Raw genomic sequence first — 13,131 nt, 5'->3', positions numbered from 1 at the left:
CCGTCACGGAAACGCTGGCTGTCGTGATCACTGCTCGTGGTCACGAGAACGACAGCCGGAGGTTTCCATGATCCGACGGACCCTCAAGAGCGGTTTGCTGGCCACGGTCGCGGCGCTCGCGCTCCTGCCCACGGCGGCCGGGGCCACCGCGGCGAGCGCCACCACCCAGCACCCGGTACCCAGCGCCGCCACCCAGCACGACCCCCACCACCGCACCCACGCCCGCGGACCCGTCACACACCGCGCCCACCACCGCGTCGCCCTCCGCGGCCACCAGACGCGCCGCGTGCACCGCCTGACGCCCCGGGGAACGGCGTACCGCTCCGCCCACCGGACGACGGCCCACCACTTCACCCCGTACGCGGCTCCGTACCGCCTGCAGTACCGACTGGTGGTGCGGTGGGTGCCGTACCGACACCTCCAGCCCGTCACCGGCCGCGTCACCACCCGGCACGCCCGGCTCAACGTCCGTTCCGGACCGGGCACCGGCTACCGGGTGATCGGCCACCGGCACACGGGCCGGCACCTGGCGCTCGTCTGCAGGACGCGCGGCTCCTCCGTGTACGGGAACCACACCTGGTACCGGCTCTCGCGCCACCGGGGCTACGTCTCGGCGCGCTACGTCCGCGCCAACCACACCCTGCCCTGGTGCTGACGGCACGTCACCGCGCACCACATGTCACCGAAGGCCCGTTCGGCAATCCCCGAACGGGCCTTCGGTACGTCCGCGCTTCTCCTTTCCTCCTACCTGCGCGTGTGTTGCGGACATCGCACTCCGGGAAGTCATTCCGACAACAGGGGCTAAAACGCCCATAGCGGAACGGGAGTCGAGGACGCACGATGCGGCACCCCCATGCAGCGACCACGCCGGACGAGGCACTGGTGACGGGACTGCGCGAGCTGAAGGACCGTACAGGGCTGAGCCTGGCGGCGCTGGCCGCGCGCACCCCGTACAGCAAGTCCGCGTGGCACCGCTATCTGTCCGGCGGTGCGCCGCCGCCCAGACCCGCCGTGGAGGCGCTCTGCCGCCTCGCCGGCGCCGATCCCGACCCCCTCCTGGCCCTCTGGGAGGCCGCGGACGTCCCCCCACCCCCGGTCGAGCCCGAACCCCCCGCGCGCAGGCGGCGATCGGGCTGGATCCGGCCGTGGCGAGCGCCCTGGCTGCCGCTGTCCGCGCTCGCGCTCCTCGGGGCGGCGACAGCGGTGACCGCCGCAGTCGCCCTGTGCGGGCGCCCGGACAGCACGCCCGCCGCGCAGCACCTGCCTCCGGCGCCGCGCTGTCACGGCCGGTCCTGCCAGGGCGCGTTGCCCGACGCGTCGACCTGCGCCCGGGACGCGCGGACCACGAGCACGGTCACCGGCCCCGCCTACACCGTGCTGCTGCGCTACTCGCCGGCCTGCGGCACCGCCTGGTCCCAGGTGCGGCTGCGGTCGGCCAGGTCCCGCGAGGTGTCGGTGCGGACCGGCCAGGACGTGCTGTCGGCCCGCTACCCGGCAGACGACCCGGCCGGGAACAGCAGCCCCATGCTCTCGGTGTCCTCGCCACGGGGCGTGGAGGCGTGCGCCGAGGTGGACGGGGAGCTGGCGTGCACGGGCCTGGACGCGGACCCGGAGCCAGACGCGCAGGAATGACAGTCACACCGCGCTTACGGCGCCGCACTCGAAGGCCACGTACGGCGCCGCGTGCCCGCCCGGGTCAGCCGGCGGTGACGAGGTGGAGGGCGTGCCGGGGCGGGCCGGTCTCGGTGAACACGCCGGTGTCGACGACGAGATCGAAGGCGCGCAGCAGGGTCACCTGCCGCAGCTGCGCCGGCGCATGCTGTGCGGTCTGCTCTCCGGTGGCCGGACGGCGCCTCAGGCGGTCCGGTACAGCTCACTGAGCAGTTCGAGGACCGCCTGCAGGGCCGGGTGCGGGTCGTCGCGCCACCAGGCGAGCCGTACGGCGACGGGCTCCGCGTCGCGCACCGGCCGGTAGACGACTCCGGGCCGCGGGTACTGGTTCGCGGTCGACTCTGCGGTGACACCGATGCCGCGTCCGGCGGCGATGACGGTCAGCCAGTCGTCGACGTCGTGCGTCTCCTCGACGGCGGGACGGGCGTCCGGCGGCCACAGCTCAGGGGTGGTGGTGCCGGTACGCCGGTCGACGAGGAGAATCCGCCCGGCGAGGTCGGCCAGCCGTACGGACCGGCGCCGGGCCAATGGGTCGTCGGCGGCCATGGCACACAGCCGCCGCTCCAGGCCCACGATGGCCGTGTCGAACCGCCGGTCCGGCAGCGGCCGGCGCACCACGGCGAGGTCGCAGGCGCCCTCGCCGAGGCCGGCGGACGCCGTGTTGACGCGGACGAGATGCAGATCGACCCCGGGATGGGCCGCGGTCCAGCGCCGCTGGAAGGCGACGGTGTGGCGGCCGACGGCCGACCAGGCGTAGCCGATCCGCAGCCGGGTGTGCCCCGAGGCGGCCTCCTCGACCAGGTCGGCGACGTCCGACAGCACCCGCCGGGCCTGCGCCACCACCCGCAGCCCGGTCGCGGTCGGGGTGACCTCGCGCGAGGTGCGCCGCAACAGCCGTACACCCAGGGCCCGTTCGAGGGCGGCGAGGGTGCGGGAGACGGCGGCCTGGGAGACACCCAGGGCGATCGCGGCGTCCGTGAAGGTGCCCTCGTCCACGATGGCCACAAGACAGCGCAGCTGCCGCAGCTCGATATCGTCCATACGCCCAGCGTATAGATCGACAAGGTCATGCATTTTGCGCAAGCGCGTGGTCGGCGCACCATCCGGCCATGCGACGCGCTCTCGAACGCCCTGCCATGGCCGTGCCCCTGGCCACGGTCCCTCCCCTGCCGAAGGCCCGGCGGCTCGCCGGTGTGGCCGCCATGGCCGGCAGCGGACTGTCCAACCAGACCGGCGCCGCGGTCGGCGCGCTGGCCTTCCCGGTCCTCGGCCCCCTCGGGGTGGTGGCGGTGCGCCAGTACGTCGCAGCGCTCGCCCTGCTCGCCGTGGGCCGGCCCCGGCTGCGGAGCTTCACCTGGCGGCAGTGGTGGCCGGTCCTGCTGCTGGCCGGGGTCTTCGGCACGATGAACCTGAGTCTGTACAGCGCTGTCGACCGGATCGGCCTGGGCCTCGCGGTGACCCTGGAGTTCCTCGGGCCGCTCGCCATCGCGCTGGCCGCGTCGAGGCGCCGGCTGGACGCGGGCTGCGCGGCGCTCGCCGCGGGCGGAGTCGTGATCCTGATGCGGCCACGTCCGTCCGCCGACTACGCGGGCATGGCCCTCGGCCTGGTCGCCGCGTGCTGCTGGGCGTCGTACATCCTGCTCAACCGCCTTGTCGGGCAGCGCATACCCGGGGCACAGGGTGCGGCGGCGGCCGCGACGGTCTCCGCGCTGGCCTTCCTGCCCGCCGGTGTCGCCGTCGCGCTGCGTCATCCGCCGACGGCCGGTGCGGTGCTGTGCGCGGTGACGGCCGGCGTCCTCTCCTCCGCCGTGCCGTATCTGGTCGACCTCCTGACACTCCGCCACATCCCCACGCAGACGTTCGGACTGTTCATGAGCGTCAACCCGGTCCTGGCCGCCGTGGTCGGCTGGGTGGTGCTCGGCCAGAACCTGGGCGGTGCGGAGTGGGCGGGCGTCGGGGCGGTGGTGCTGGCCAACGCGGTGAGCATCGCGACGACGCGAGCGTGACCCATCGGCCGACGGGAGTCGCCCTGCCGGCCGAGAACGCCGTGGTGGGGAGGACGGGCAGCGGACCGCAGGTGCTTCCACCGGCCCCTCTCGGACACGCGTGGTGCCGCCTTGCCGCCTGGGGCCCGTTCAGGGGAACCGGCGGCTGAAGGGGCGTGACACCACCGGGAGCGGTCGAGACCTTCAGCCGTGACCGCCCTACCCCTGCCGCTCATCGCGCCGATGCTCGCCACGCCCGGCACCCTGCCACCGGCAGCTCAGGACCGGCGGTGGGCCTACGAGACCAAGCAGGACGGCCAGCGGGTGATGGTCTATCTGCCCGGCGACGGCAGCGTGCTGATGCGCGCCCGCTCCGGCGAGGACATCACCGCGGCCTATCCCGAACTGCGCCCGCTCGGCGGCGCGCTGGGCAGCACGCCCGCCGTTCTGGACGGCGAGGTGCTGGCCCTGGACGACCGGGGACGAGCCGACTTCCAGCTGCTGCAGAGCCGGATGGGCCTCGCGCACGCCCCCGCGCGGGCGGCCCGCCGGGCCGCCCAGGTGCCGGTGCACCTGGTGCTGTTCGACGTGCCGTACTTGGAGGAAGCCCTGGTGCGGCTGCCGTACGTACGACGGCGGGCGCGGCTGGAGGAGCTCGGGCTGGCCGGGCCGTACTGGTCGGTGCCGCGTGCGGTGACCGGGCACGGCACCGAGGCGCTCGCGGCGACCAGGGAGCACGGCCTGGAGGGCCTGGTGTGCAAGCGGCTGGATTCGGTGTACGAGCCCGGCGTGCGCTCCCGCGCCTGGATCAAGATCCGGAACATGCGCGCCGAGGACGTGATCGTCGGCGGCTGGCTGCCCGGCAAGGGGCGGCTCGCCGGGCTGCCCGGCGCGGTACTGGTCGGGCAGCGCGACGCGGGCGGCCGGCTGCGGTACGTCGGCGGGGTGGGCACCGGCTGGAGCGAGACGGAGCGGACGGAACTGGCCCGGCTGCTGGGGGATGCCACGAGCGGCCGGTGCCCCTTCGACCCGGTCCCGCGGATCCCGGACGCCCGCTGGGTGCTGCCGCTGCTGGTGGGCGAGGTCAACTACAGCACCCGTACCCGCGCCGGACTGCTGCGCCAGCCCTCGTGGCTGCGGCTGCGCCCCGATCTGACGCCGGAGGAGTCGGCGGCGGACCTGCCCGAGGGCTTCGGCTGAGACCGGGCGTCGAGTCCGGCTCGGGCGCGGGGGTCTATCGTGTGCGCATGCCGGTTCCCGAACTGATCCGTATCGTCTCCCGCGACTCGCCCATGGCCCTGGCCCAAGTGGAACGGGTCCGGGCCGAGTTGGCCGTCCTGCACCCGGGTGTGCGCACCGAGGTGGTGCCGGTGAAGACCACCGGCGACAAGTGGCTCGGCGATCTCTCCAAGGTCGAGGGCAAGGGGGCGTTCACCAAGGAGGTGGACGCTGCACTGCTGGCCGGCGAGGCCGATCTCGCGGTGCACTGCGTCAAGGACGTGCCCGCCGACCGGCCGCTGCCCGCCGGGACCGTGTTCGCCGCCTTCCTGAAGCGGGACGACATCCGGGACGCCCTGGTGCACCCGGGCGGCCTCACCCTGGACGAGCTGCCCGCCGGCACCCGGATCGGCACCTCCTCGGTGCGCCGGGTGGCCCAGCTGGCCGCCACGCACCCGCATCTTCAGTGCGTGCCGTTCCGCGGCAACGCCAACCGCCGGCTGGAGAAACTGGCCGCGGGGGACGCGGACGCGTTGCTGCTGGCGGTGTCCGGGCTGGAGCGGATCGGCCGGACGGACGTGATCAGCGAGGTGCTGTCACCGGAGACGATGATGCCGCCGATCGGCGCGGGCATCCTGGCCCTGCAGTGCCGTCAGGACGACACCGATCTCATCGACGCCGTCAGCGGGCTCGGCGACCCGGACACCCACCGGGAGGCGACGGCCGAGCGGATGTTCCTGCATGTGCTGCAGGGCCACTGCAACAGCCCGATCGCCGGCTACGCGCGCGTGGACCGCAGCGGGGAACTGTCCCTGCGGGCCTGTGTGTTCACCCCGGACGGCAAGACCAGGCTGAACGCCCACGAATGGGCGGGCCGACTCGATCCGGCCACCCTCGGCACGTCGGTCGCGGTGGCGCTGCTGCGGCAGGGTGCCCGGGAGATCATCGACGGCATCCCGCACTGACCGCAGGAGGGCACGGCGTCGCGGCGCGAGTCCTGGGACGCCGTGCGGACCGGTCGTACGGCGGGGGCGCCACCGCCCGTGTCAGGCGGTGCCGGGCTCCGTCTGGTCCCGCAGGAAGGCGCTGACCTGGTGGGCCAGGCTGCCCTGGCCGGCGGCCATGGGGGCGGCCGCCGGGGTGGCCTCCAGGACGCCGATGCCGCCGGTCCACAGCCGGCGGTCGGCCCACTCGTCGTCCACGCGAAGCTGCACCTGTACGTCCACCTGGGTGAGGCTGGCCTCGGGGGCGGCGGCGTAGAGCACGGCGGTGACGCGGCGCAGGGGGTAGACGTCGAAGCCCTCGATGAACTGTGAGTTGCGCCAGTCGATGAAGGCACCCTCCCCGTCGGCGCCGACCCGGACGTCGAGCTGGCCGTCCTCCAAGTGGATGCCCAGGGGCCGCGCGCCGCGGTTCTCGACCGTCACCCGGACGCTGAAGTACGTCAGCCCGGCAGCGGCGTCGTCGCGTCCGCGTGGCGGCTCGGCCGCCTCCAGGCGGTGGACGCGGACCCGCAGACCGGCATGCTCGTCGTACTCGTGCCAGTCCCCGACCACGTTCGGCTCGTACACAGTGCCCCTCTCGCCCTTCGAGAGCTGCTGTCTATCTGTGCGTCGAGTGCACTGTCAAATGAGCAGAATGCGCTGTGGCCAGGGGATTCGCCCGCTTTGATCGGCGATCAAGCGCTGCCCAGGAAGAATCCGTTCGCGGCACCTCCGAAGGGGGTACACGCGCGTGCCGCACATCACGTCCACGTCAAGATCACCGAGCCGCCCGACCGAGCGGTCGGCTACAGACGGGCGGCACGCTCAGTCGTATCCTGTTTGCACCTATTTGTTTGATGATGTCCCCGCGCGGGAAAATCAACGGCAGTGCTTCGGACAGGAGGCACGTCCGTGGGAGCCGGCATCGCCGGACGCCCCGGTGTCCTTTCCATGGTCCGAGCGCACCTCCCACGGTGTCTGTTCATCCGGCACCTGAGAGAGGTGCGCACGATGCGTGTCACCGGTAGCACGTCCCCCCATCCCCACGATGACGCCCCCGACACGGCGGAGTCCTTCGAGCGGCTCGCGGAGCTGCCCGACGGCCCCGAGCGGCAGGCGCTGCGTGACGAGCTGGTCCGACTGTGGCTGCCCATGGCCGAGCGGATCGCCGTACGGTTCCGCGGTCGTGGGGAGTCGCTGGAGGACCTGTACCAGGTGGCTGCTCTCGGCCTGGTGAAAGCGGTCGACCACTACGACCCGGAGCGTGGTCGCGCCTTCGAGGCGTACGCGGTGCCCACCATCACCGGCGAGATCAAGCGCCACTTCCGCGACCACATGTGGACGCTGCACGTGCCACGCCGGGTACAGGACCTGCGCAACCGGGTCCGCACCGCCACGAAGGAGCTCTCCCAGAGCACCTCCGGTCGCCCGCCCTCCGTGGCGGAGATCGCCGCCCACACGCGGCTCAGCGAGGACGAGGTGCGCACCGGCATGGAGGCGCTGGAGTGCTTCTCCGCGCTGTCCCTGGACGCCGAGGTGGCCGGCACCGACGGCTTCGCCCTGGGGGACTCGCTCGGCGCAACCGACCCCGGATACGACCTCGTGGTCGACCGGGCGGCCGTGAAACCGTGCCTGGAGGCGCTGCCGGAGCGCGAGCGCACCATCCTCTATCTGCGGTTCTTCCGCGGGATGACGCAGAGCCGGATCGCCGAGCAGCTCGGCATCTCGCAGATGCACGTCTCGCGACTGCTCAGCGCCTGCTTCGACCGGATGCGGGAGGAGCTGCTCGCCGAGGCCCGCTGAGCCGGCGCCGGGCCCACAAGATCCCCGGTCCCACGGGCCGCAGTGGCTCCGCGGGGACTCACTCCTGCGCGGTTCCGGGCACCTGCGTGGGCCCGTATCGGTCCAGGGCATCCTCCAGCGCGGCACCGACCTCGGGGGGAATGTCACCGCGGCGGCCCCAGATGAGGATCAGTTCCGCGATGTTGCGCAGCTTGATGTTGGTGTGCTGGGAGACCTCCTTGAGGATCTCCCAGCCCTCGTCCGGGGTCACTCTGCCCAGCGCCACCATCATTCCGATGGCCTGGTCCACGACCGCATGGGATGCGACGGCCTCCTTCAGCTGGTTGACCCGCGCCTGCAGCTCGGCGATCTGTTCCGGCTCGCTCGCTCCCATACTCCCCATCGTCCTCGGCGGCCTGGGGCGGTGCCACCGGGGGTACTCGACAGGCACGTCACCCCCTTCCGGTTGGACACTGGTCCCAGAGCGGTGGCCGCCGGGCCCCGAGAGCAGGACGCGACTGCCATGAACCACGACGCCCCTGTAAGCGGTGGACCGCGGAGGCGCGACATCGTCTCCACGCACTCCGTCTTCGGTGCCCCCTGCTGGGTGAGCCTGACCAGCCGTGACCTCGCGGCCACCCAGGACTTCTACTCGGCCGTCCTCGGCTGGCGCTGGCGCGGCGTAAAGCTCGGCGAGCACTTCCGCATCGCGCTCGCGGACGGGGTGCCGGTGGCGGGAATCGCCGCGGTCGCCGCCATGTGGCAGATGGCGGTGGCCTGGACCCCTTACTTCGCCGTGCCGGACGCCGACGTCGCGGTGGCCCGGGCCCGTGAGCGCGGCGGTACGACGGCCGTCGGGCCGCTGTCCTTCCCGCCGGGCCGGGCCGCGCTGCTCGCCGACCGGGACGGGGCCACATTCGGCATCTGGCAGGGGGAACTGGTCTCCAACTGGGAGGCGTGGCGGCGGGCGGCTCCCACCTTTGTGCGGCTGCACACCCGTAACGCATTCGACTCCGCGATCTTCTACGGCGAGATCCTCGACTGGGCGTCCGGGGTGCCGGGCTGCTGCGAGGTGGAGTACGAGGGCGGTGAGGTGGTGCTGCGCAGCCAGGGCGACGTCGTGGCGCGGATCGACTCGGGCGCGGTGGAGGCGGCGCCTGATCCCTCCGTACGGCCGCACTGGCAGGTCCACTTCGCCGTGGCGGACGTGCCGGGGTGTGCACGGGCGGCGGAGAAGCACGGCGGCAGCGTGCTGAGCGAGGACGAGACCGAGGCGATCCTCCGCGATGCCGACGGGGCCCAGTTCACGGTGACGTCCCGCCGGGCACGCTGACCAGGGGCTACGGCGCGGGGCTGCGGCGCTCCTGGCGCGCAACCCGGGACGGACGCGACAGCAGGATCAGACTGCGGGCCTCCAGGCGAAGCCTCGTCCCGGCCTTCCGTTCGCGTTCGTCGGGGATGCCGTCGGGGTCGGCGGTGTCGATCAGGGTCGTCCAGCGCTCCCCGAAGGAGTTGTCGGGCAGGCGGAAGTCGACCGGTTCCCAGTAGCCGTTGATCAGCAGCAGGAAGGAGTCGTCGACCATGCGGCGCCCGTAGGGATCACGCTCGGCGATGGCGTCGCCGTTGAGGAACACGCCCATCGAGTGCGCGTCCCCGCGCTGCCAGTCCCGCTCGGTCATCTCGCGGGCGTCGGGCCGCAGCCACATCAGGTCGGGCAGCGGCTGCTCGGCGTTGGTCACGGTCTCGCCGCGGAAGAAGCGGCGGCGGCGCAGGACGGGGTGTGCGGCGCGCAGGGCGATCAGGTGCCGGGTGAAGTCGGTGAGGGATTGCTGATTCTCCGTCAGCTCCCAGTCGATCCAGGAGATTTCGTTGTCCTGGCAGTAGGCGTTGTTGTTGCCCCGCTGGGTGCGGCCGAGTTCGTCGCCGTGGCACAGCATGGGGATGCCCTGGGAGAGCAGCAGCGTGGCGAGCAGGTTGCGCTGCTGGCGGGCGCGCAGTTCGAGGACGGCCGGATCCCGGGTCTCGCCCTCCACCCCGCAGTTCCAGGACCGGTTGTGGCTCTCGCCGTCCCGGTTGTCCTCGCCGTTGGCCGCGTTGTGCTTGTCGTTGTACGACACGAGGTCGCGCAGTGTGAAACCGTCGTGCGCGGTGACGAAGTTGACGCTCGCGCGCGGCCGGCGCCTGCTGTGCTGGTACAGGTCCGAGGAGCCGGTCAGCCGGGAGGCGAACTCGCCGAGGGAGCCGGGTTCGCCCCGCCAGAAGTCCCGGACGGCGTCGCGGTACTTGCCGTTCCACTCCGACCACAGCGGCGGGAAGTTGCCCACCTGATAGCCACCCTCGCCCACGTCCCACGGCTCGGCGATCAGCTTGACGCGGCTGATCACCGGGTCCTGCTGGATCAGGTCGAAGAAGGCCGAGAGCCGGTCCACCTCGTGGAACTGCCGGGCCAGCGTGGCCGCGAGGTCGAAGCGGAAGCCGTCCACGTGCATCTCGGTGACCCAGTACCGCAGCGAGTCCATGATCAGCTGCAGGACGTGCGGGTGCCGCATCAGCAGGCTGTTGCCGGTGCCGGTGGTGTCGTAGTAGTGCGCCCAGTCTCCGTCGACCAGGCGGTAGTAGGAGGCGTTGTCGATGCCGCGGAAGGACAGGGTCGGGCCCATCTCGTTGCCCTCGGCGGTGTGGTTGTAGACCACGTCGAGGATGACTTCGAGGCCGGCCGCGTGCAGCGCCTTCACCATGGCCTTGAACTCGTTGACCTGCTGGCCGCGGGTGCCGAAGGCGGCGTAGGCGTTGTGCGGGGCGAAGAAGCCGATGGTGTTGTATCCCCAGTAGTTGGACAGACCCCGGTCCTGGAGCACCCCGTCCTGGACGAACTGGTGCACCGGCATCAGCTCCACCGCGGTCACGCCGAGCGAGGTCAGGTGCTCGATCACGGCGGGGTGCGCGAGGCCGGCGTAGGTGCCGCGCAGGTGCTGGGGGACGTCGGGGTGGGTGCGGGTCAGGCCGCGTACGTGGGCCTCGTAGATCACCGAGTCCGAGTACGGCGTCCGGGGCGGGCGGTCGTCGCCCCAGTCGAAGTACGGGTCGGTGACCACACCCAGCATGGAGTGCCCGGCGCTGTCGGCGGGGGCGGGGCCGTCCGGGGCCCGCTCGTACAGCGAGGGATGGTTGTCGATCTGGCCGTCGACGGCCCGGGCGTACGGGTCCAGCAGCAGCTTCGCCGGATTGCACCGGTGGCCGAGCGAGGGCTGCCAGGGGCCGTGCACCCGGTAGCCGTAGCGCTGCCCCGGGGCGATGCCGGGCAGATAGGCGTGCCAGACGAACCCGTCGACCTCGTGCAGCCGTACGGGCGTCCCCTTGCCCGCGTCATCGACGAGGATCAGCTCGACCCGCTCGGCCACCTCGCTGAACAGGGCGAAGTTGGTGCCCTGTCCGTCGAAAGCGGCACCCAACGGATAGGGCTGCCCACTCCACACGGGCAGCCCTTTCCTTCTCCTGCGGGCGGTCACCGGCTGCCCTCCAGGGCGTCGTCACCGGCGGGCGCCGGCGCGGCCAGCACCACGACCGGCTCGGTGCGCGGCACTTGGCGGCCCGTCCGCAGCGTGGGCGCGGGGGCGGTCGGCACCAGCGGGACACGCTGGCCGGCACGGGCGCGCTGCGAGAACCAAATGATCTTGGTTCCGGTCTCGGAGGCGCAGCAGCCCCAGCCGTCGCTCATGGCGGCGATGTCGGCGAGACAGGCGCGCAGGTCCTGGTCGGGGCGCAGATCCGGGTCGTCGTCCCCGAACGCGGTGATGAGGTGCTGGCCGTTCCACCACATCTCGATCGACGTGTGTTTGTCGTTGGCGTGCTGGTCGATCGCCCGCAGCAGCAGTTCGGTGCCGCGGCAGACGGGGACCGTGAGGTTCTCGAGGTCCCAGTAGCGGAGGTGGGCGGCCAGGATGCGGCTGACCTGTCCCACCCGATCCGGGCTGACTTCCACGTCGAGGTGGTAGTAGCAGGGCACTGCGGTCTTCATCGTCGCTTGCTCCTCACCGGCGAAGCTCTCGCTCCCCTCGCCCGTCCGGGAGGGATCCCGGATGCCCGTCCGGGACACCACCCGGACACACAGCGTGAGCGCTGATCGCTTCTGAGTCACCTCTACGGTGCGGGCACTACGCCATTCGTGCAACATGAGCACCCGACACCGTGCGTTGTTGAAGGTCCAACAAGACGCTGCGTCGTCGTGCGTGCACCATAAGTGAAAGCCTCGATCGCCGTAACGGTGCCGTGCCCTTCCCGCGTGCGGACACCACCCGACCGTCGGGAACGCGCCCAGTCGAGAGCGTGGAGGGTGAAGAGGGCAATGCTGCTACCCGCCAAGGCCGAAGTGGCCCGGGCGTTGCGGCGTTACCGGGCGTGGGAGCGCGTGATGCTCGCCTCGCCCCACGACCGCACGGTCCGGGCCACCTTCGAGGACTCGGGCTACACACTGTGCGTGCTGATGGGCAAACGCTGCGCCCGCGAGGCCGCGGACGCCGCCGAGCGCTATCTGCGCACCAATCTGGTCACCTACCTGCGCGAGCAGGACGGGCGACCGCGGCCGCGCCGGTCGGCCAGAAGAGCGCCGCCACCGGAGCGGCGTTCCACGGCGCCAAGCCCCTGACCTGGCACCGTACTAGGCGTTCCCCACGGGACCGACGTCGGTCGGCCCCGTCTCGGATCGCGAAGCCGGGCCAGGTGCCCGGCTTCGCGCACGGCGGAGGTGAGATACATGCGCAGGACCCCGGCCATCGGCCGTGTACCGGTACGTGACGTCCGGCCGGCCGTGGAGTGCGGCAGGCGCCCGGCGAAAGCGGTGACCGGGGAGACGTTCCAGGTGACGGCCACCGTGTTCCGCGAAGGGCACGATGCCGTGGGCGCCAATGTGGTCCTGCGCGATCCGAAGGGCCGCCGAGGCCCGTGGACGCCGATGCACGAACTGTCCCCCGGCAGTGACCGCTGGGGCGCGGAGATCACCCCGGACGCGACGGGCCGCTGGACCTTCCGGGTGGAGGCCTGGAGCCATCCGCTGGCGACCTGGCGGCACACCGCCTCGGTGAAGGTACCGGCCGGGATCGACGTCGGGCTGGTGCTGGAGGAGGGCGCCGAGCTCTACGAGCGTGCGGCCGCCGGAGTGCCGAAGGGCCCGGAGCGAAACGTTGTCCTTGCCGCCGCACAGGCCCTCGGCGACGACTCCCTGTCGGTGCACGAGCGCCTGAAGGCGGCGCTGGCGCCGGAGGTGGAGGCGTTGCTGGCCCGTCATCCGTTGCGGGAGCTGGTGACCGCGTCCGACGCGATGCCGCTGCTGGTGGAGCGTGAACGGGCCCTGTACGGCTCGTGGTACGAGTTCTTCCCGCGTTCGGAGGGCACCGCCGGGCAGCCGCACGGCACCTTCCGCACGGCCGTGCGCCGGCTCAAGCCGATCGCGGACATGGGCTTCGACGTCGTCTATCTGCCGCCCGTCCATCCCA

At 72.2% G+C, this 13,131-nt stretch carries 14 protein-coding genes; 9 read left to right on the top strand and 5 right to left on the bottom strand.

What is annotated here, in order from left to right; all coding sequences use genetic code 11:
* Window positions 1-67: 67 nt before the first annotated feature.
* Together ACZ41I_RS13495 and ACZ41I_RS13490 are read left to right on the top strand one after the other, a co-directional pair.
* Window positions 68-655: a hypothetical protein gene (locus tag ACZ41I_RS13495; protein ID WP_468514107.1), complete on the top strand. Its 588-nt coding sequence runs from the start codon at window positions 68-70 to the stop codon at window positions 653-655.
* Window positions 656-840: 185 nt separating this feature from the next.
* On the top strand, window positions 841-1,632 hold the full coding sequence (locus tag ACZ41I_RS13490) for an XRE family transcriptional regulator (protein WP_468514106.1): 792 nt from the start codon (window positions 841-843) through the stop codon (window positions 1,630-1,632).
* A gap of 222 nt (window positions 1,633-1,854) precedes the next feature.
* On the opposite strand, the gene ACZ41I_RS13485 is transcribed toward ACZ41I_RS13490, so the two are convergent.
* Window positions 1,855-2,712: a LysR family transcriptional regulator gene (locus tag ACZ41I_RS13485; RefSeq protein ID WP_468324090.1), complete on the bottom strand. Its 858-nt coding sequence runs from the start codon at window positions 2,710-2,712 to the stop codon at window positions 1,855-1,857.
* Window positions 2,713-2,864: 152 nt separating this feature from the next.
* Here ACZ41I_RS13485 and ACZ41I_RS13480 point away from each other — a divergent pair, with 152 nt between their 5' ends.
* From ACZ41I_RS13480 to hemC, 3 genes are all read left to right on the top strand, one after another.
* The gene (locus ACZ41I_RS13480; RefSeq protein WP_468514404.1) at window positions 2,865-3,677 is read left to right on the top strand and encodes an EamA family transporter; all 813 of its coding nucleotides are present in this window, start codon (window positions 2,865-2,867) and stop codon (window positions 3,675-3,677) included.
* Between the two features lie 222 nt (window positions 3,678-3,899).
* Window positions 3,900-4,856, top strand: coding sequence for an ATP-dependent DNA ligase (locus ACZ41I_RS13475; protein ID WP_468514403.1), 957 nt, complete (start codon window positions 3,900-3,902; stop codon window positions 4,854-4,856).
* 41 nt (window positions 4,857-4,897) lie between these two features.
* Window positions 4,898-5,839, top strand: coding sequence for a hydroxymethylbilane synthase (hemC, locus tag ACZ41I_RS13470; RefSeq protein ID WP_399767280.1), 942 nt, complete (start codon window positions 4,898-4,900; stop codon window positions 5,837-5,839).
* An 81-nt stretch (window positions 5,840-5,920) separates the two neighbouring features.
* Here the strand turns inward: hemC and ACZ41I_RS13465 are convergent, their stop codons facing one another.
* The gene (locus tag ACZ41I_RS13465) at window positions 5,921-6,445 is read right to left on the bottom strand and encodes a hypothetical protein (RefSeq protein ID WP_399767277.1); all 525 of its coding nucleotides are present in this window, start codon (window positions 6,443-6,445) and stop codon (window positions 5,921-5,923) included.
* Window positions 6,446-6,868: 423 nt separating this feature from the next.
* Here ACZ41I_RS13465 and ACZ41I_RS13460 point away from each other — a divergent pair, with 423 nt between their 5' ends.
* Window positions 6,869-7,660, top strand: a complete 792-nt coding sequence (locus ACZ41I_RS13460; RefSeq protein ID WP_363220107.1) for an RNA polymerase sigma factor SigF — start codon at window positions 6,869-6,871, stop codon at window positions 7,658-7,660.
* Window positions 7,661-7,718: 58 nt separating this feature from the next.
* Here the strand turns inward: ACZ41I_RS13460 and ACZ41I_RS13455 are convergent, their stop codons facing one another.
* Window positions 7,719-8,033 carry an ANTAR domain-containing protein gene (locus tag ACZ41I_RS13455; protein ID WP_363220108.1) on the bottom strand — a complete coding sequence of 105 codons (315 nt, stop codon included), beginning with the start codon at window positions 8,031-8,033 and terminating at the stop codon, window positions 7,719-7,721.
* 129 nt (window positions 8,034-8,162) lie between these two features.
* On the opposite strand from ACZ41I_RS13455, the gene ACZ41I_RS13450 reads away from it, so the two are divergent.
* Window positions 8,163-8,972 (top strand): VOC family protein, encoded by an 810-nt coding sequence (locus tag ACZ41I_RS13450; protein WP_399767271.1) that lies wholly within the window; start codon window positions 8,163-8,165, stop codon window positions 8,970-8,972.
* A 7-nt stretch (window positions 8,973-8,979) separates the two neighbouring features.
* Here the strand turns inward: ACZ41I_RS13450 and glgX are convergent, their stop codons facing one another.
* Together glgX and ACZ41I_RS13440 are read right to left on the bottom strand one after the other, a co-directional pair.
* On the bottom strand, window positions 8,980-11,148 hold the full coding sequence (glgX, locus tag ACZ41I_RS13445; RefSeq protein ID WP_468514105.1) for a glycogen debranching protein GlgX: 2,169 nt from the start codon (window positions 11,146-11,148) through the stop codon (window positions 8,980-8,982).
* Window positions 11,145-11,657 (bottom strand): pep a2, encoded by a 513-nt coding sequence (locus ACZ41I_RS13440; protein ID WP_363220930.1) that lies wholly within the window; start codon window positions 11,655-11,657, stop codon window positions 11,145-11,147. The genes glgX and ACZ41I_RS13440 overlap by 4 nt, the downstream gene beginning before the upstream one ends.
* Before the next feature lie 327 nt (window positions 11,658-11,984).
* On the opposite strand from ACZ41I_RS13440, the gene ACZ41I_RS13435 reads away from it, so the two are divergent.
* Both ACZ41I_RS13435 and ACZ41I_RS13430 read left to right on the top strand, forming a co-directional pair.
* Window positions 11,985-12,284, top strand: coding sequence for a DUF5133 domain-containing protein (locus tag ACZ41I_RS13435; RefSeq protein ID WP_228622012.1), 300 nt, complete (start codon window positions 11,985-11,987; stop codon window positions 12,282-12,284).
* A 108-nt stretch (window positions 12,285-12,392) separates the two neighbouring features.
* The coding region (locus ACZ41I_RS13430) for a maltotransferase domain-containing protein (RefSeq protein WP_468514104.1) at window positions 12,393-13,131 on the top strand (739 nt) is incomplete at its 3' end.

Source organism: Streptomyces sp. NPDC030799 (assembly GCF_055572255.1).
Note: the sequence above shows the minus strand (reverse complement) of the source record. Positions and strands in the feature narration are given on the sequence as shown.